The following is an 18704-nucleotide window of genomic DNA, read 5'->3' on the forward strand; positions in this document are numbered from 1 at the left end:
GCGGCAGCGCGTGGGACAGGGCCGTGCCCATGCAACGGGTGGAAAACGGGCGGAGCCTCGGGGAGGGCGAATGACGAGACGGCAGGTACCGGCGTTGCCGAGGTACCGGAACGACGCGGTGACGCGGCGCCTGTGTGCCGCAGTGCATCTGGACGAGCGCTTCGCGCGCCAGGTGCGTGAGGAGCTGAGCGGTGACCGGATGACCGCGATCGGGCTGCCGCTCGGGGTCAACCTGGTGGCGCTCGTACGGCACGCCCGGATGGGTGCCCGGCGTATGGAGGCGCGGGACCGTCGGCTCGGCCGGCTCTTCGTCGGCCTGTGGGCAGCGGTGGTGGTCGCACTGTACGCATCCGTCGACGGGTCGTCCGTCGCCGCGGTGGCGGGTGGCGGCGCGGCGCTCGTCGTCATCGCTGCCGCGTGGTGGCTGGTGTACGCCGCGGAGAGCCAGGCCCGGGGCGCCGCGCAGGAGGTGTTCCGGGCAGGGGGAAAGCCCGAGGATCTCGCGCCGCCGGCCCCGCCCGAGGCCGAAGCCCGGCTGCTGGAAATGAAGGAGACCAACGTCGTGCCGTACACCGCGAGTGCCGAACGCACCAACCCCTTCGTGGGCAGCGGCGACAAGATCAAGGAAATGGTCTGGCAGCCCATCGACGTCAGCCGGCCGGCCGAAGCCCCGGGCGGCGGCAAGCTGGCCATCAAGTCCTTCGACGCCGTGGACCTGCACACCTACGTCGCGAAGGAAATGGCGAACATCGCCGGGCTCGAAGGGCTGCGGGCGAGGAACCGGCTGTACGTCATGGGCAATCATGTCCAGCACCTCGGCCCGGACCTGCTGCCCGACCCGTTGGGCAGGCCGCGTGTCCAGATACCCAAGCAACTGGTGCGGGCGGGCTTGCTGAATCCGGGCGCCGGAATGCGCACGTATCTGAGTCTGGAGCGGGTCGGCGACGGCGGACGTGTCATCGTGTCGATGCATCTGCGGGCCCGACTGCAGAGTCCCAGCCTGTCGTGGGAGGTCGCGGCGTACGGGATTCCCCCGGTGAGCGGTGTCTACAGCGTCGTGGACCGTTTGCCGGTCGACGGTGCTGAACGCTGGTGGAGCCTGCTGCGGTTCGCGACCGGGCAGGTTTGGCCGGCGTTGCGCGGCTCTCTCGGCCGCAACCACCGGCGTGGTGCGGCGCGGAACCGCAGGGCGCGTGAGCTGGACAAGCGGCGCAGGGAAATCACCAAGCGGCATGCCATCTACGACTACGGGGCCGTGGACAGTGTGCGCGAACGCGTGGCTTCCTGGGACCAGTTGGGTCACTCCGACCGTATGGACTCCCAGGACTTCCTGCACCGCCTCCAGCAGGGCGTGTTGATTGCGACGGAGCGGTTCCTGAAGGACCACAATGTCGATACCAGCTCCTTCGACCAGGCCCAGCAGGTCATCAACACCCAGACATACAATTTCTCCGGAGATGTCACCGGCCCCAGCAACTTCGGCAACAACGGGCACATCGCCGCATCGTACGGGCAGGGTCAGCCGTCAGGGGCCCCCGGAGGGGCGGCCGGGAACGTCGGTGGAGGCCCCTGACCCCGGCTGGGCGCTGCCCGTTGCGGCGTACCGACAGCACGTCACGAGATGATGTGCAGTTCATGTCCACGACCAGGAGTACTGATGAGCACGTTCAATTTCCACGGTGATATCTCGGGCCCGAGCAACTTTGGTGACGGCGGCAAGATCGAGGTCCATCACCACGGTGCGAGTCCGGCCGAGGCGCTGCACTTGGCGACCGAGCTCATCCGTCAGCTGCGCACCGAAGGTCAGCCGTCGCTCGCCGAGCAGGCGGAGGTGGTGCGCGGTGAGCTGTTGCAGGCCGAACAGGAGCAGCGCCCCGCCGACCAGGGGCGGGTCCGCAAGGCCCTGGAAATGATTTCGCTGGGGCTCACCACCGGCAGCGGAGGGCTGGCCCTCGCCCAGGAATTGGGGCGGGTCATCGGAGCGTGAACCGGGGCCGGGGAGCCGCACTGGCTCCCCGGCCGCGCTACTTCGGCTCCACGACGGCCTGGGCACCACCGAGGTCGAGCTCCATCCCGGAGCGGAGCGGAACGGTCTGGCCGGGCTCGATGTGCTGGGTCGTACCGTCCGATCGCGTCCCCGTCCATGTCGTTGCCGAACGGTTGATGAGGCCGAACTTGCCCGGTTTCGTGGGATGTTCGACGAGCTCGGCGACGCATGTAGCGTCGCTGTAGTCGTGCCGCGTGGGCTCGGGCACCAGATGGTGGGCGTGTACCCGGGCGGCGCGGCGTAGCCGGACATGGCGCTCGGCGCGCGGCGGGGGAGTGGTGAGTACCATCCGGGGCGGCAGTACCAGGGCGTTTTCGCAGGACCAGCAGGCCCCCGCCGTGGTCTCCTCGGGCTGGGGCATGTTCTGCCGCCCGCAGTGCGCACAGTCCACAACCGAGTCCACTACCGCCCGCAGTGCGTCCCGCCACTGGGACTCTCGCACCCGGGCCGCCGGATCCCGCAGACCGGTGGTGAAATTGTGCGTGAACAGGTCCTTCAGCGCGTCGGGAGCGGCACCCCAGGTGTGCAGGACGGTGGATTGCTCGACAGGGTCGGGAGCGTTCGAGCTGTCCTGCGGGTCGAAGACGAACAGCGGCTGCCTGCCGTACAACTTCCGCTCCGCCGCCTCGTCCAGACAGCGGATCGCCAGCTCCTGACTGCCCTTCAGCGGGTGGTGGTTCATGAGCAGCATGAACAGCAGTACCGAAAGGGAGTGCAGATCAGTCTGTGTGCCAGGCCTGGCGCCGGGTTCCCCGCGCACCAGCTCCGGTGCCATGAACTCCATGGTCCCGGAGATTCCGCTGGCGTCGCCCTCCACCACCGCGTTGTCGTTGTCACATACCAGGACGTCGCCGGTGGCGGGGTCGAAGAAGATGTTCCCCCAGGAGATGTCGCGGTAGGCGATGCCGCGGGAGTGCAGCGCCTGGTACGCCTCCACCATGTAGAGCCCCGCGGTCAGGAGGGCGCGCGGCGTGGTCCGCAGCTGCCTTCTGAACAGCGCGGGCAGCCCCTTGAAGCGGTCCGGGCGGATGTCCATCAGATAGCCGAAGGCGTCCTGCCGTGTGCCCCGGACGAACGCCGACGGCCAAAGGAAGCGGTCGTCGTCGAAGTCCCGGGCGACCAGCTCCTGGACGATCTCCTCCTGAGCCGACGTCGCGCAACTCGGGTAGTACCACTTGAGCGCCTTGTCACCGACAGCCGTGGATACGCGATATACCTCGCCCTGACCGCCGGCTCCGAGTAGACCGGTGATGTGGAGCTCTTCGCCGCCGTCTGCGCTGAGGCGGGCACCGGTGTCGAGCATGCCGCTCATTGTCTCTCCGTTGTCTGTGGTCCGGCGTGTGCCGATTCTGTGTCCTGCTCCGGCCGTCGACCGGCCGCCATGGTGGTGTCGTCGCCCGAATACCGCGCTGCCTTGGCCAGCCATTCGGGCAACACGGTCCGTACGCTCTCCAGCCCCCCTTCCGAGCACCGGGTGTCGAGTCCGGCCATGAACTCGACGAAGCCCTCGTCGGCCGCGAAGCTCTTGGACAGACCGTCCGTGGACAGGGCGATGAGCCGCGGCATGCGGTCCCGTTCCACGATCGGCGCCCAGTGCATCCGTACCAGACGCCATGCCTCACGGCTGCACAGCGACTCCGTCTCGTCGCCGATCTCCGCCTCTGCCGGAGCGAGCGGCAGATCCACCCGGCTGTCGTGTTCGACGACGGTCAGTTCCCCGTCGCCGAGCTGCCAGGCTGCGAACAGCCGTGGGGTCAGCACGGCGCCGATCAGCGTGGCCCCGTACAGCAGCAGCTTCTGTTCGTCGGTGGGCGGAGCGGTTCCGGTCCCGGAACAGTCCTCGTCCAGCTCGTATTGGCGCTGCCAGTGCCCCAGCACATTGCGTTGCCACTCGGAGACCAGCCGACGCGGCATCACATCGCGGGCATAGTTCATCAGCCAGCTGAGGCTGCGCGGCCCTTCAGCGCTGTCCACGTTCGTGAGGGTCGCGAACTCCCGGGCATGAGCGGCGAAGAGGTCCACCGCGCGCCGGGCCCCGACATCGCTGCGGGCATGCCGTGCCGATCCGTGTCCGTCGGCGACCGCGAGGACCAGAGGATCGGCCCGGGTACCGCACCCCTCGGCCGTGTACCAGTCCTGATTACGGTGCTTGTTGGCACCTCGGGAGGACGCGCTGAGTGTTTGCCAGCGCGGCAGGCAGGACTGGTTCACCACACGTCGTCATCGTCGTCGTCCAGCACCGGCGGAGCGTACGGCAGCGGCTTGGACAGGGCGTCGGAGGAAGCCGCCACCGGCTGCGAGGCCGCCTTCACCGCAGCGGTCGACGCCCAGCGGATCGCGGCCGCGAGCTGCTTGGGGCTGTTGGCGTCCAGCGGCCGCAGCTCCGGGTTGCCGAGGAAATCCTGCAGCACGTTCCGGTCGGCGTCCTCGCCGATGGCGATGGCCACCCGCACTGCCTTCCGGCCCCAGGGCGTGGCGTCGATGGCCTTCAGCCCGGCCCTCCAGTCGTCGGTCGGTACACCGTCGGAGACCAGCGCCAGCACCGGCTTCAGCGCACGTTGCGGCATCGGCGGAGTCTGAAGTTCGCGCGACACCAGATCCAGCGCCTCGCCGAGGTTGGTCATCCCGTCCACCTGTACGTCCTGCCAGGTGAAGTCGTCCACGGGGACGGGGTCCTTGTGATGCCACTGGGCCGTAGTGGAGAAGGTGAGCGTACGCAGCAGCAGCTGCGCCGCGGGATTGTCGTGCGCCACGGAGCGCATCTCCGGGATCGCCTCCCGGATGGCGTAGTTGAGCCGCGCGATCTTCTCGCCCTGCATGGAGTATGAGCAGTCCAGCAGCCAGATGAAGTGGACCGGCCGGTTGGCCATCGGCCCGCCGGGGATGTCACTCACGTCGTGTCCCTTTCGTATCGTCGTTCTCGCCCGGACCGGTGTCAGCCGCCGAGCTCATGTACCAGGTACCGGGCCAGTGCCACGGCCAAGGCCACCGTTGCCGCCATGGCCGTGAAGAGCAGGCCGAGCAGCAGCCTGCGCCACCGCGCGATGTGCCGTGTCACTGTCGTCATCCCGCCCCCGATCTCTGTTCCTTCGCATGATGATTCCCCACGTCGCTTGCCGTGCGGGGCTTCAGCGCCCCGACCGGTCCGGTACCGGCATGTCAACTGGCCCCGGGGCCTGGGTGCCTGCCGGGTTGGCGAGGAGACCCTTGACTCGCAGTCCGGAGCGAGCCAGCACCCACAGCACCGGCTCCGCCGCCCGGCGCTGTTCACTGTCCAGCGCTCCGGCGCCGGTGGCGGCATGTGCGCTCACCGCCCAGTAGCGTGCGGTCCCGAAGTCGTGCCCCAGACCGCGGACCAGCGCCCCGAGGCCGATCTCCGACAGCCACCCGTCGATCCCGGCACCGGGCACAGGCAGTGAGCTGATCTGGTCGAGCACATCCCGCTTGGTGACGACCGTGGCCACCGGCAGGCGCCCGCGCCGCCCGGTGAGCGCTGCCAGCTCGCCGGTCAGCCGCTGGTAGGTGTCCATCGGCCCCTGCTCCGCCGGGCGTGCCGCGTCCGCGCGCTCCACGTCGGGCCCCCTCAGCCGCCGACGCACCTCTGGTTCCGCGAGGACATCGGCGACGAGGACCACCCCGTCGGAGTGGGCCAGGTATTGCTGCTCCCGCACCGAGTCCGCGTCACGCAGCGACTCGCCCATCGGATCGTACAGATAGAGCAGCCGCCGCTGCCTGCCGTGGCGGACGATCAGCATGAACGCCCGGGGCTGCCCGCCCTGTGTCTTGAGGGCCCAGCCGCTCTGGCGAAGCTGCTGGTTGAGCGTCCCGGCGTCCTGGGAGTCGGTCCGGGAGGCGAACTCCACTTTCAGCCGGCTTCGCTGCGCCCAGGACTCGAGTCCCGCCACCATCGCCGCCATCAGCATCGTCTTGCCGGAGGAGGTGCCCCCGACAATCGGCACATGCACCACCCGGGTGCTGCCGACCGCCTCGGGCAGCTGCTGGTCGCAGTGCGGACAGCGGGCGGCGAGGCGCTGCCGGTCCGCGAGCGACGTGGTGACGAGGCGCCGCCCGCAGACGCACACATGCCAGAGCGCGCCGTACCGGCCGGGACGCAGTTCGGCATGGGCCTCGCCGCAGTTCGGACAGCGGTGCACGGCCAGCGGGAACGGCCGGTAGCAGCCGGGGTACGGGCACTTCATCCGGCCCCGGCGGACCGCTGTCCAGAGGCCGTCCGCACCGCGCAGGATGAGGACGGCCGATACCGCCGACAGCCAGACGACGCCGCACAGCAGTCCGAGGACGGCGAGGGACACCGATACCACCAGTGCCGCCGACAGGGCTCCCATGGCCGCTCCGACGGCCGTTCCCGGGGCGACGGCCCGCATGACCCCGCGGGTGAACCCGTTCTCGCCCCGCACACCGGTCTCCGGCCGACGGCCCTGGAACAATCGGGTGACCGAGCGCTTCAGCCAGTCGGTGGTGAGCCGGTACCAGATGCTCAGCATGGCGGCGCACGCCGCCGACCAGGTGTCCAGCCACATCTGCCGCCACCAGTACGCGCGATGGGCAGGCTCGCCGGACCCGACGCGCTCGATCCTCGGGTCCGGCACCCCGGCCTGACGGGGACCCAATACGGTTCCGGCGGTCGACAGCGAGACACCGAGGAACCGCCAGAACGTGTAGCCGACGCACAGCGCCACCGCCACCAGACCGGTCGCCCGTAGCGCCAGGAACAGGAAGTACTCCAGGTTCATGACGGGTTACCGCCCTTCCGCGGCGGTTCCACGTCGCCCCAGCGGTGTCCGTCCGCCGCGTCCTTGCGGCGCCGACCGGTCAGCCGACGGCTGATCCGGCCGAACGCCCCGGGCCGGTTCCAGGTCCGGAACTCATCCGCCCAGCGGGTACCCGCGTCCTCCAGACAGCGCTCCACCAGGGCAATGTCGGTATCGGGCAGGCCCCGTACGACCGGACGCAGCACCGAGTCCAGCAGCGCTGAGCGCGTCTTCTGCCAGGCCTCGCTCGCCTGCGGGTGGGAGCTCCAGGCGGTGAAGCAGTCGGCCACGTACGCGGGCCGGGTGCGCAGCCGGTCCCGTACCCGCTCGGACTTCGCGCACTGGCTGTACGCGGCGAAGAGGCCGGGGTCGCCGCTGTGGATCAACGCGTACACCTCGCTTTCCGGACGCTGCTCGGACAGCAGCCGACTCGCCAGCGCCCCGAAGGCGTGCTCGAGCACGGTAGGTTCCACCGGTTCCGCCACAGCCCGCAGCGACAGCGCCCGGTCGGTCCAGCCCGCGCTCGCCGAGCCGTCGCGGAGGTCGCGCGCCAGCTCGAGGAGGAGCAGGGACGCACGTTCGCGCGGAGCCAGATCCTCGGTGAAGCAGCGCAGCAGATCCTGGGCGAGATCCGGTACGTCCGGATCGTCCGCCGGCCCGTGGAGTGCGGCCCTGACCAGGGCGGACCAGGTCCCCGCCGCGCGGTGGGGGTCGGACCCGATCTCGACGAGCATCAGCCGCGCCTCTCCGGCGGTCGGCGGGTGGCCCTCCCAGACGAGCTGGACCGCGGTACGCAGGACGAGCGGCTCGGCGAACAGCGAGAGCCCGCCGGCGTGCAGCACGGTGTTCAGCGCGACGACACGGTCGCCACCGCCCGCCGTCGCCCGCGCGGCCTCGGCACACATCCGCAGGTGGGGCAGGGCCTGGTTGTCCGCAAAGCGCAGCGGGACCCGGGTGAGCAGCCGGGCGGCGGCGGGCGGATCCCCCGCGGCCAGGTCGTCGAGCTTGCCGAGCAGCGTGGTATGCAGCGTGAACTGCTCCTCCAGTGCCAGGCGCACGGTGGGCGTGTGCGTCCCTTCCGGATCGGCGAGCAGCGCGTGGGCGAGCCTGCGTGCCACCTCCGGCAGCAGGTCCGAGCAGTCCACACCGAGCGTGTCCGCGATGCGCAGCAACTCGGCGCTCCGGGAGGCGCCCTGCCCGGTGTCCGCGAGGCCCGAGCGCAGGTCGTGGGCCAGCTCGGAGGCGAGGCGCCGCCGGACCTCCTCGGTGAGGGCGTCGGGCCTCAGTCCCCCGATCTCCGGGCCCGGTCCGGGCGAGCGGACGGCCTCGGTGAGCACCAGCGCGGCGAGCGGCGCGGTGGCGGCAGTCGGCACTCGGCCGTCCAGCACCGAAAACAACTTTGTCAGGGCAGCCAGTTCGGCATCGGTCCGGTCCGCAGCGGGAGCGCACAGCGCGGCCACCAGACGGTGCAGCCGGTCGCCGCCCAGGGCCTCCCGGTGGCCATGCGCCCACGCCGCCGCCTCGGTGCGCCCGGCGGCCCCGAGCTCGATCCCCGCGCACAGCCCGACCGCGGCGAGCGGGCCCGGGGCGAAGGCGCCGCCCGGCAGCGTGGCCGCCTCCTTGAACAGCTCAGGGGCACCGCCCTGCCAGACACCTGCGGCCGCCTGCGCCCAGGTGTCGGTCACCGGCTCCCGGGGCTCCTCGCCCGCGCAGTCGTACATGCGGTAGCGGTGGTCGTACCCGGCCGGACCGCGCTTGTCCGCCGGGAGGACGCCGATGATGTGCTGCCGTGCCAGCTCCGGCCGTCGGGTGTACGTGGTGAACGTCAGCCGTTGGGCGTCTTCGCGCGGCAGCACGGTGCTGGCCAGGGCGATCCACCGGGCCACATCGGCGCTGTCCCGCTCGACGAGGATGATCTGTGGTGCCGAGTCGTCCTCGCTCAGCCTGCGCAGATCCGCGAAGAAGCCCGCGAGCCACGGCGCGCGGGAGGCCGCGAACGCGATCAGGCCGTCCCGGTCCAGGCGCCCCGAAACCGGCAGCTCCCTCAGCGGCTCCGGTGCCCCGCCGTCCGGAGTGCCTGCGGCCCACTGCGGGGCGCCCCAGGCGGTGATGGGCAGTGCGTCGCCCGGGAGGGACGCGCCTGCGGGCAGATGCACGGCGTGGGCATGGAAGTTGCCCCAGCGCCCGCTGTAGTCGGCTCCCGTGTAGACCGTGCGGGCCAGCAGCCGGCTGCCGTCGGAGAGCTCGCTGTAGCTGAAGGCCTCCGGAAACGCGGCCAGTTCGGAGTCTGTGGGACGCGGCGGGGCATCGCGCGGCGGCTCGTATCCGATCAGTTGCTCGGCCTCCCTGAGCAGCGATGGCGGCACCCCGGGGGTGACCGCGGTGAACCGGAACCCGGAGCCGTCGCGTCCCGGCGGTGCCGAGGTGTAGTGCAGCTGTCCCAGGTTCATGCTCCGGCCTCCTCGGCTCCGCGCATTCCGGCTTGGGCCTGCCCTGGCTTCCCTGGTTTCTCCGGCTTCCCCGGCTTACTCACGGGCAGGAGCCCGCGGCGCCCGAGCAGCCACAACAGCGGGTCCTCGACGCGCAGTGGCTGCGGTCCCGCCTTGGGCGCGTCCGAAGGAGCCTGCGCGGGGGGAGGGGCGCCGAGCGCCGACAGCCCGAAAAACGACAGCTGGGCAAAATCCCGCTCCAGCTGTCGGCGCAGCGCACCGGAGTCCCAGTCCTCCATGAGGGTGCGTATTTCCTCGTGGACGGCCAGTCGGCCGTCTTCGTCGAGGGCTCCGTCGTGGTGCGAGGCGTTGCGCAGCAGGGGCGAGTGCGAGCCGAGCAGCGGTCGCAGCATGTCGGTCTTGGTCACGGCCACCGCCATGGGAGTGGTGACCCGGCCGCGTGAGCCGCCGCGGCCGTGGGCGCGCAGCTGTGCGGCGAGATCCGCGGCGATCTGCTGCGGGGGCGTTTCGACGGTGGGCAGCGGGGGACCCTCACCCGGCACCAGCTGATCGCGTACGGAGCCGAGTTGCAGCGGATCCACCAGCAGGATGATGCCGTCGGCGGCGCGGAGATAGTAGGTGTAGCGGTCCATCGCCTCGGCACTGCCCAGGTCTTCGCCCGCGGCGTCGAAGAACACCAGCGCGGTGTGGCGGCTGCCCTCCCTCAGCCGTCCCCGCCGCGGGAGGCTCAGCCGGTACAGGAGCGGGTCGTTGAAGCCCATGGCCGCCGGCCGGGTGGCCTCGGGCAGCCGCAGCCGGTCGTACAGGTCCTCGGCCAGTTCCCGGTCCCGGCGCTGAGTGTCGCTCCCCATGGCGGCGAGCGAGGCGTCGTAGGCGCGCCCCACCCTGTGCCGCAGTTCGTTGACGAGCACCCCCACATAGGTGCTCTTGCCGGATGCCTTCGCGCCGACCAGAGCGATGATGCGACTGTCCTGGTCGCAGTAGTCGCTGGGGAAGTCGCTGTGGCAGCGGCGGCAGACCCGGACGGGCGTGGACACCCCGCAGCCGGGGCAGGCCACGCGCGAGCCGCCGCGCATCCCGCCGAGCGTGCGGGGCGGCGTGAAGACCGGGCCACGCATCCGCAGCGCCGGTGGCACGCTCGGACCCATGAACTCGGCCCAGACATCGTCGCGTTCCGGATCGCAGGGTTTGCCTCCGCGTACACCGGTTGCGGTCATCAGGCATCGGTACGGCAGCCGCGCGGCCTGGGCGCGGTCGAAGCAGTAGGGGCAGATGACAGTCGTCATGTCAGCGAACCACCAGAGTCGCAGGGGAGGGTTCTTCAAGACGTACGAACGCGGCCTTTCCACCGAGCAGAAACCCACGCAGAGCGTACGGGGGACGGCAGACATCGCTGCCGATCTTGCGCTCGATGCTCCGCGCGCGGTGCAGTTCCTCGCCGCTCAGGCGCAACACGGTGGTGCCGTCGGCGGGGTCGCGTGGGCGGATCGGCGACGAACCGGTGCTCTTGCGGGCGACCAGGACGAACTCCGGTAAATCTGCGGCGAGTTCATCGGCGGAGGAAGACAGGGTGACCCGCACGGTGGGAGGGCTTCTGCGAAGGGCCCGGCGGGAACCGGGGGCAACACGGTAGGCGATGGCGGCGTCGGCCGGCAGCACGGTCGCGGTGGGTGCGGGAGGGATGAGGACGGCATCCGCCGTACTGGCCGCGGCAGACGCGGTCAGCCGCACTCCGGACGGGCCGACCGGCAGTGTCAGGCCCTCGCGGAGGTACCCGCTGCGCATGACGCGATGTTCCGTGCGGTGTCCCTCCTGTTCCGCGGAAACGGTCACCTGCCGGACGCCCGTAGGCCAGTCGAAGGTGATACGGGCGCGTCCGTGGGCAAGGCGCTCAGCAGTCATCGCCGCGACGGAAGGAGGCGATTCGATGCGTACGCTCGGCCCGGCCAGGGCGCGCTCACCGCGTACGGCCACGGCCGTGACGCACACGAGGGCTCCGGGCGGCGGTACGAGCACCCCGGATGCCGTCTCCCGCCACGGCAGAGGTGACGGCAACTCCGATGCGGTGAGCTGTAGTTCGGCGCCTGACGCGGGTGCCCCGCCCGGCCAGTCGACCAGCCGTACCTCGGCGTCCTCGCCACCGGTCCAGGAGAAGACCACGCCTCCGTCCCGAGCCGTGGCGGTGAGGTCGTGCACCGGCGACGGCCAAGGGTGCACGGTGACGGATTCTTCAAGGCCGGGTGACCTCACCTCCCGGCCGTCCGCGGTGCGATAGCGGCAGCTGACCCGCACCCGGTATGTGCCGTCCCGCAGTCCGTATACGGCGAATCCGCCCTCTCTGTCCGCGGTCTCGACCCCATCGCCGTCAGACCCCGTCACGGTGGCGCCGACGCCGACGGCACCCGGAGGCTGTGTCCAGGTGGCCGTCACACGCTCCCTGCCGTCGACCAGCCGCAGACCGGATACCTCGGGTGTGAGGAGCAGCGGTTGCGAGACGAGAGGCGGACCGTCGACGAACCCATCACTCAGCGGGAAGGCCGCATACCGTACTTCCGAGCCGAAAGGGGGCCGGGCGTCCTGGGTGGCCCCGGAGGTCGTCCGGCCTTGGATCTCGGTGATGGGCGCCGGACCGTGGCGCGGTAAGCGCTCGAGCCTGATGACCCGCCAGGCCGTCACCTCTGTGCCGTCCACGGTGTTCGCCCAGGCCAGCTTCACCGCTTCGGGGGTGAGCTCGGCGGTCAGCGGCGCCGGCGCCCCCTCGGCGGGTCGGTGCGTACGGACCAGTCCGCGCAGCGCACGCTCGGAGTCGGACGCGAGCCGGGAAACCCTGAGGTATGCGTCGCCGGCGGCTTCTACGTCACCTTCCCCTTCGAGCCTCTGGGCTGCGGCGAGAAGGGTGTCCGTTTCCTTCACCAGGTTGGCGATGTGTATCAGACGGTTCGCGAGCAGAGGGTCCCGCCCGCCGTCGGGCGGGAGCAGCGATGCGAGCCGAGCGGCTCGACGGATGTGCCTGAGCGCCCACGCGTCCTGCACCTCCTCAGCCGCTTCCCGCTCCTTCGAGTTGAGCCGATGACGCATACGTGCGGCGTGGACCAGGGCCGGGGCCTCTCCCGCGTCCACCCCGAGGGAGACCGCAGTGGCCGCCCGACCCCCTTGCGGATGGCCCTGCAAGAGCTCGATCAGCTGATAGAGCAATACGCGCCGCAGTGCCGTCGGATCCTGGTCGCACAGCTCCGCCACCCGTTGCACGAGCGCTTCCGTGACGGGGTTTTCAGCGGCGGATCTCCGCAACTCGGCACTGTTCACATGCTTCCAGCCGCGCGGTGCACGCGACACGAACACTCCGTCGAGCACACGCAGGCGTGCACCGGCAGGGGTCAGCGCCTGGCCGATATGGCTCAGGCCCAGGGCACGTTGCCGGGCGACGAGCTCCTGATAGGCGTCCACGAGCGGAGACAGAGGTAACGCGGACAGGGCCCCAGGCAGCCCAAGGCGATGCCCGAACTCCAGCCCCACTGTCCGTCCCCCCGCTCACAGCTGTCCTACGCGAATGATTATCGCAGCAGATTCATGCCTACGGGGGGAGGCCCTCCGGGAGATGGGCTTCGGGCGAGTCGACAGGGCGTCCTGTCCCCGGCTGCCGACGACCGGGTCGGGCGGGGCGGTTCAGGTGAGAAGCTGCTCCGTCCAGATGCACTTTCCCTGCGCGGTGTAGCGGGCGCCCCAGCGATGGGCGAGGGCGGCGACCAGTTGCAGTCCGCGGCCGCCCTCGTCCAGGTCGCCCGCCCGGCGGATACGGGGTGTGGCCGGGCTGCCGTCGGACACTTCGCAGATCATGGCCCGGCTGCGCAGCAAGCGCAGTCCGATGGGGCCTTGGGCGTGCCGGACGACATTGCCCACCAGCTCGCTGACCAGCAGTTCGGTGGTCGTGGTGAGATCGTCCAGATGCCATGCGCCGAGCTGGCCGCGGACATGGGCGCGTGCCTGTCCGGCCGCCCGGGGGTCCTCGGGCAGCGACCAGGTGGCGATGTCCTCGGCGGGGAGGGGCCGGAGCCGGGCGACGAGCAGGGCCGCGTCGTCGTCGGTGTGCTGCTCCGGAGGCAGCAGGGTGGACAGGAGCGTGTCGCACAGCCGGTCGGGATCGGCGGACTCGCCGGGTGGTGTGCCGCGCACCGCGGTGGTGAGGCTGCGGGCGAGGTCCGCCATCCCCTGCTGGATGTCGCGGTCCGCCGTCTCGACCAGGCCGTCCGTGTAGAGCACGAGCAACGCCTCGTCGGGCAGGGCGAGTTCACAGGTGTCGAAGGGCGGCGTCGCGGCGCCGAGGGGCGGTACGACGGGGAGGTCGGGGAAGAACACCGTGCCGTCGGCCCGGACCACCGCGGGCGGCGGGTGTCCGGCGCGGGCGATGGAGCAGAGGTGGCGGGTGGGGTCGTAGGCGATGTACAGGCAGGTGGCGTAGAAGTCGTCGCCGAGGCCGCTGACGAGATCGTTGAGGTGGAAGAGGAGTTCCCCCGGCGGGAGTTCGAGGTCGGCGAGGGTATGGACGGCCGTGCGCAGCCGCCCCATGGTGGCGGCCTCGGACAGGCCGTGGCCCATGACGTCGCCGATGACGAGCGCCACCCGGCCCCCGGACAGCGGGATGAGGTCGTACCAGTCGCCGCCCACCTCCGCGCTCGCGCTGGCGGGCAGATAGCGTGCCGACGCGGTGGCGGCGGGCAGTTCGGGCAGGCTGCGGGGGAGCAGCCCGCGCTGGAGCTCCTGGGCATGCCGGTGCTCGGCGTCGTAGAGGCGGGCCCGCGCCAGGGCCTGGGCGGTCAGCCCGCCCAGGGCCGTCAGCAGAGTGCGCTCCTCGCCGGAGAGCGTGCGCGGGTGGTCGAACGAGACGGAGCAGTAGCCGATGGCGTCCCCGGAGACGATCAGGGGGAGGAACGCCCAGGCCTGCTTACCCGAAGCCGTGGGCAGATGGGCCAGTTCGGGGTAGCGCCGGACGAACTCCTCCGGCGAGGAGACGAAGGTGGGGATGGCCGAGCGGAGCGCCACCGTCAGCGGGTTCTCGCGCGGATGCCCCGGATCGGCCAGGAGCGCGATGAACTCGTCGGAGTAGCCCCGGGAGCCCGCCGTGACCAGGCGCGCGCCCTCGACCAGCTGGACCAGCAGCCCGATGGCGCCGAAGAGCGGCAGCACGCGGTCGGCCAGGGCGTCGATCACATCGTCCACGGTGGCCGCCGCGGCGAGGCTGCCCGCCAGCTCCTCCAGCCGGGTGGCGCGGTCCTCCCCGGGGTGCGCGCTGACCCGCTCCTGGGTGGCGTCGGTGACGTGGACGGTCACGCCGCCGGGTACGGGGACCAGCCGTATCCGGTACAGGTGCAAGGTGGCGGGCCACTTCGCGTCGAAGGTGAGCGGCCTGCCGTCGGCCACGGCCTGACGGCACGCCGCCTCCAGACCGAGGGCCCGCAGCGCGGGGACCGACTGCCAGGGCACGGTGCCGACCGGTGGCGCGTCGGGCGCGAGGAGCCGCTCGGCCTCCTCGTCGATCCGGGTGACGCGCCACGCCCCGTCGAGGGTGAGGGACCCGCCCTCGATGTGCTCCGGCGGCGGCCCGGAGGGGCCGGCGGTCGCGTCCTGGAGGCTGCCGAGCATGCGGTACGGAGTGCCGTCGTCCCCCGACAGCAGATGACCCCGGGCCCGGACCCGGCTGTAGCGTCCGTCCGGGCGGCGCACCCGGTAGGCGGCGCTGTACGTGCCCCGGTCGTGGATCGCCGCTTCGGCGGCGGCGAGCACCTGGGGCAGATCCTGGGGGTGGACGATGTCCATCCACTCCTCGACGCGTGCGGAGGCGGGGAGGGAACCGGCGCCGAGGAGCGCCAGCGCGGTCTCGTCCCAGTGCACCGTTCCGGTGGCGAAGTCCCACGCCCAGGTGCCGACGCCGCTCCCGCTCCGGGACCGCTGGAGGTCGGAGCGGGTCGGCCAGGTCCAGCCGGGCGGCCCGCCCTGCGGGAGCGTCGGTTCGTGCAGCCGTTCCGCGAGCCATCCGGCCACGGCGGTGAGCAGGGACCGCTCCGCCGGTCCCGGCCCGTCGCGCGCGGCGGTGAGGACGGTCAGCGCGCCCTGCGGCCCGCGCGAGGCGGGCAGGGGAACGGAGACCAGCCCGGAGCCGAGCGGGAAGGCCCGGCCCCCGGTCCGGCCCCCACTTTCGCCGTCTTCGATCAGGGGCGTCCAGACGAGGGCGTTGTCCCGCACGGCGAGGGCGGGCGCCACCGGCTCCTCGCCGCCGACGCGTTTCCATGCCTCGGTCAGGGACTCGGAGAGCCCGCAGCGCGTGGCCAGATACAGATGTCCGCTGCCCCCGCCGCCCAGATGCACCATGCCGCCGAGCCCGCCCACCCCGGCCACCGCCTGATCGAGGCCGATCCGCAGCGCCTCCGGGGCGTCGATGCGCTCGCCCGCGGCCATGAGCATGTCGATCCGGGAATCCCCACTCATCGCGTCACCTGTTCCCACAAGCTCTTCTCCACCCTATCCGGGCATACGACGGGCGGCCGGGGAGAAGAAGTTGACGAGGTTGCCGTCCGGGTCCCGGAACAGGAACGCGCGGTTGCCCCACGGCATCGTGGTGGGTTCCTTGACGACATCCTCCACGAAGCCGGTCAGGTTCCGGTACACGCTGTCCACGTCGTCCACCTGGAACTCCAGGATGACGCTGCGGTTGTCGGCCGGATGGGACGAGCCGGGCGCGAACATCGGGACGGTGCGGGTGCTGCCGATCGCCAGGGTGGCCGAGGCGGTCTTCAGCTCGGCGAAGTCCTCGGTGGCCCAGTTCGCCCCCACTCCGGTGGCGCGTTCGTAGAAGCCGACGAGGCGGGCGATGTCGCCGGTGATGATGCGGATCGAGACGAAGTCCATGGGTTCTCTCCTGGTCGTTCGGTGCTTCGGACCGCACGCTACGGCCAATACCGGGCAGAACCCGCCCGGTATCTGCGGGAGACTTGTGGGCATGCCCCGACCCATCGCCCGTGTGCTCACCCTGCTGGAGCTTCTGCAGTCGGGCGGCCTCCGCACAGTCGCCGAACTCGCCGACCGGCTCGGCGTGGACGAGCGCACCGTGCGGCGGTACGCCGACCACCTCATCGACCTCGATGTGCCCGTCGAGTCGGTGCGCGGCCGCTACGGCGGCTACCGGCTCGCTCCCGGCTACCGTCTGCCGCCGCTGATGCTGACCGACGACGAGGCGCTCGCCGTGCTGCTCGGCCTGGCCGCCGGGCGGCGAAGCGGCCTGACCACGGCCACGGGCACGGCGGGCGAGACCGCGGCGGCCAAGATCCGGCGGGTGCTCCCCGAGCGGCTGCGCCACCGACTCGACGCGGTGCTCGACTCCCTCGCCTTCACGGCCGAGCCCGACGCGTCAGCCGCCCCGCGGGCCCCGGTCCTGCTGGCGATCGCCGACGCGGTGCGCCATCACCGGCCGGTCCACATCCGGTACACCGCCGCCGACGGACGGCGCAGCGAGCGCACGCTGCACCCGTACGGGCTCGTCGCCCACGCGGCCAAGTGGTACGTGACCGGCGCGGACGCCGCGATCGGCGAGGACCGGACGTTCCGGCTGGACCGCATCGCCGATGCGCGGACCCTGCCCGGCTCGTTTCAGCCGCCCGCCGGACTCGACCCGGCGCGGCGCGTCCTGGACGGGCTCGCCACCGCGCCATATCGGCACCGGGTGACGCTGCGAATCCAGGGGACGGCCGAGCAGATCCACACCCGGCTGCCCGCCAGTGTCGCGATCGTGGCGGAAGCACCGGCCCCGGACTCTCCGGCCCCAAACCCTCCGGCCCCGGACTCTCCGGCCGAGGACTGGTCGCGCGTCGAACTGCGCGTGGAGCGGCTCGACTGGCTGCCCGCCGTGCTCGCCTCGCTCGACCTGCCGTTCGCCATCGAACGCCCCGACGAACTGCGCGACCTCGTCGCGGCACTCGCCGACCGCCTCACCCACTCGGCCCGCCGCGGCCCGCCCCGCGCGTGACCCCCGACTGTTCCCCGCACGTCGCCGCGGTCCGCGCCACGGTCGAGACCATCGGCGGCCCACCGACGTCATGAGCCCGCCAGGGCGGTCCGGGCCGCGGCGAGGGCCTGCTCGGCGTAGCCGCGGCCGAACAGGACCGCGTGCACCAGCAGCGGGAAGAGCTGGTGCAGTCCGATGCGGTCCGCCCAGCCGTCGGCGAGCGTCGATGCCTCCTGGTAGCCCTCCAGCACCCGGTCCAGATGCGGGCAGCCGAACAGGTGCAGCATCGCCAGGTCGGTCTCCCGGTGCCCGCCGTGCGCGGCCGGGTCGATCAGCCAGGCCTGCCCGTCGGCGTCCCACAGCACATTGCCGTTCCACAGGTCGCCGTGCAGCCGGGCGGGCGGCTCGGCGGGGCCCGCCAGCTCGGGCAGGCGCTCGCAGACGCCCTCGACGGTGGTCGCCTCGGCGGCCCGCACCGTGCCGTCGTCGACCGCGCGGCGCAGATACGGCAGCACCCGGTGCTCGGCGTACCAGCGCGGCCAGTCGCCGCCGGTGACGTTGCGCATCGGGGCGAGCCCGATGTACGCGTCCTCGGGGCCGCCCGGTGGCGGGGCGCCGAACGCGGGCGCGCCGGACGCGTGCAGGGCGGCCAGGTCGCGGCCGAACCGCGCCGCCGTCCGCGCGCTCGCCCGGCCGGAGGTGACCCGGTCGGTCACCAGCCAGCGCGGGTCGTGGCCGTGCACCGCAGGAACGCGGACCGTGCCGGTGTCGGCCAGCCAGCGCAGCCCGGCCGCCTCGGCCTCCACCGCGCCGGGGTCGTCACCGCGCTTGACCATCACCACCTGCCCGCCGTCGACGGTGACTTCGGCGAGCGCCCCGGACATCGCGCGCTCACCGGTCACCGGGCGGCCGGTGAGCCGGGCCGCCACCGCCCCCGGGCCTTCGCCGGTTCCGGCCGGGTCCGGGCGGGCGGTCATGCGTCCGCGTGCGCGCGCGCCCAGGCCAGCAGGCCGGGCGTCGCGGATTCGATCATGTCCAGTACCTCGTCGAATCCCTCCGGGCCGCCGTAGTACGGGTCGGGTACGTCCAGATCGCCGGTCGCGTCGGGGTCGAAGGACCGCAGCATCCGGACCCGCGCCGGATCGTCGACCAGCTTGCGCAGCGCCCGCTCGTGGCCGCTGTCCATGGCCAGGAAAAGGTCGGCGTCCAGATGCTCGGCGCCGACCTGGGCCGCGATGTGCTCGAAGGGATAGCCGCGCTGGTCCAGCACCTCACCGGCCCGTTCGTCGACGGGCTCGCCGACGTGCCAGGCGCCGATACCGGCGCTGGTGACCCGTACCGCGCCGCCGAGCCCCGCGCGGCGCAGCTGCTCGGCGAAGACCAGCGCGGCGGACGGTGAACGGCAGATGTTTCCGCTGCAGACAAAACAGATGTGCACG

15 protein-coding genes are annotated in these 18704 nt (G+C 71.8%); 3 read left to right on the forward strand and 12 right to left on the reverse strand.

The window, feature by feature from the left end; translation table 11 throughout:
- The first annotated feature begins 70 nt into the window (after window positions 1-70).
- Both ABZ370_RS05255 and ABZ370_RS05260 read left to right on the forward strand, forming a co-directional pair.
- Window positions 71-1573: a hypothetical protein gene (locus ABZ370_RS05255; protein WP_358616688.1), complete on the forward strand. Its 1503-nt coding sequence runs from the start codon at window positions 71-73 to the stop codon at window positions 1571-1573.
- Window positions 1574-1657: 84 nt separating this feature from the next.
- Window positions 1658-1987 (forward strand): hypothetical protein, encoded by a 330-nt coding sequence (locus ABZ370_RS05260; RefSeq protein ID WP_358616691.1) that lies wholly within the window; start codon window positions 1658-1660, stop codon window positions 1985-1987.
- A gap of 37 nt (window positions 1988-2024) precedes the next feature.
- On the opposite strand, the gene ABZ370_RS05265 is transcribed toward ABZ370_RS05260, so the two are convergent.
- The 10 genes from ABZ370_RS05265 to ABZ370_RS05310 form a co-directional block, all read right to left on the reverse strand.
- Window positions 2025-3359 (reverse strand): protein kinase, encoded by a 1335-nt coding sequence (locus tag ABZ370_RS05265; protein WP_358616694.1) that lies wholly within the window; start codon window positions 3357-3359, stop codon window positions 2025-2027.
- Entirely contained in the window at window positions 3356-4261 is a 906-nt protein-coding gene (locus tag ABZ370_RS05270; RefSeq protein ID WP_358616696.1) for a protein phosphatase 2C domain-containing protein, read from the reverse strand. The genes ABZ370_RS05265 and ABZ370_RS05270 overlap by 4 nt, the downstream gene beginning before the upstream one ends.
- Entirely contained in the window at window positions 4255-4917 is a 663-nt protein-coding gene (locus ABZ370_RS05275) for a tellurium resistance protein (RefSeq protein WP_358617422.1), read from the reverse strand. The genes ABZ370_RS05270 and ABZ370_RS05275 overlap by 7 nt, the downstream gene beginning before the upstream one ends.
- Window positions 4918-4982: 65 nt before the next feature.
- On the reverse strand, window positions 4983-5114 hold the full coding sequence (locus ABZ370_RS05280; protein WP_267893802.1) for a hypothetical protein: 132 nt from the start codon (window positions 5112-5114) through the stop codon (window positions 4983-4985).
- A gap of 61 nt (window positions 5115-5175) precedes the next feature.
- Window positions 5176-6801: a hypothetical protein gene (locus ABZ370_RS05285; protein ID WP_358616698.1), complete on the reverse strand. Its 1626-nt coding sequence runs from the start codon at window positions 6799-6801 to the stop codon at window positions 5176-5178.
- Window positions 6798-9269, reverse strand: coding sequence for a GTPase-associated protein 1-related protein (locus tag ABZ370_RS05290; RefSeq protein WP_358616701.1), 2472 nt, complete (start codon window positions 9267-9269; stop codon window positions 6798-6800). The genes ABZ370_RS05285 and ABZ370_RS05290 overlap by 4 nt, the downstream gene beginning before the upstream one ends.
- Window positions 9266-10555: a hypothetical protein gene (locus tag ABZ370_RS05295; RefSeq protein WP_358616704.1), complete on the reverse strand. Its 1290-nt coding sequence runs from the start codon at window positions 10553-10555 to the stop codon at window positions 9266-9268. The genes ABZ370_RS05290 and ABZ370_RS05295 overlap by 4 nt, the downstream gene beginning before the upstream one ends.
- Before the next feature lies 1 nt (window position 10556).
- Window positions 10557-12347 (reverse strand): hypothetical protein, encoded by a 1791-nt coding sequence (locus ABZ370_RS05300; protein ID WP_358616707.1) that lies wholly within the window; start codon window positions 12345-12347, stop codon window positions 10557-10559.
- A gap of 588 nt (window positions 12348-12935) precedes the next feature.
- Window positions 12936-15752: a SpoIIE family protein phosphatase gene (locus ABZ370_RS05305; RefSeq protein ID WP_358616710.1), complete on the reverse strand. Its 2817-nt coding sequence runs from the start codon at window positions 15750-15752 to the stop codon at window positions 12936-12938.
- A gap of 33 nt (window positions 15753-15785) precedes the next feature.
- The gene (locus ABZ370_RS05310) at window positions 15786-16172 is read right to left on the reverse strand and encodes a VOC family protein (RefSeq protein ID WP_358616713.1); all 387 of its coding nucleotides are present in this window, start codon (window positions 16170-16172) and stop codon (window positions 15786-15788) included.
- Between the two features lie 91 nt (window positions 16173-16263).
- Between ABZ370_RS05310 and ABZ370_RS05315 the strand changes: the two genes are divergently transcribed.
- A complete protein-coding gene (locus tag ABZ370_RS05315; RefSeq protein ID WP_358616715.1) occupies window positions 16264-17286 on the forward strand; it encodes a WYL domain-containing protein in 1023 nt (340 codons plus the stop codon).
- A 68-nt stretch (window positions 17287-17354) separates the two neighbouring features.
- Here ABZ370_RS05315 and ABZ370_RS05320 read toward each other — a convergent pair whose 3' ends face one another.
- Complete coding sequence (locus ABZ370_RS05320; RefSeq protein WP_358616718.1) at window positions 17355-18242, reverse strand: fructosamine kinase family protein; 888 nt, start codon at window positions 18240-18242, stop codon at window positions 17355-17357.
- Window positions 18239-18703 (reverse strand): low molecular weight protein-tyrosine-phosphatase, encoded by a 465-nt coding sequence (locus ABZ370_RS05325; RefSeq protein ID WP_358616720.1) that lies wholly within the window; start codon window positions 18701-18703, stop codon window positions 18239-18241. Before ABZ370_RS05325 ends, ABZ370_RS05320 begins: the two co-directional genes overlap by 4 nt.
- Between the last annotated feature and the right edge of the window lies 1 nt (window position 18704).

Source organism: Streptomyces sp. NPDC005962 (genome assembly GCF_040629205.1).
Taxonomy (GTDB): Bacteria; Actinomycetota; Actinomycetes; order Streptomycetales; family Streptomycetaceae; genus Streptomyces.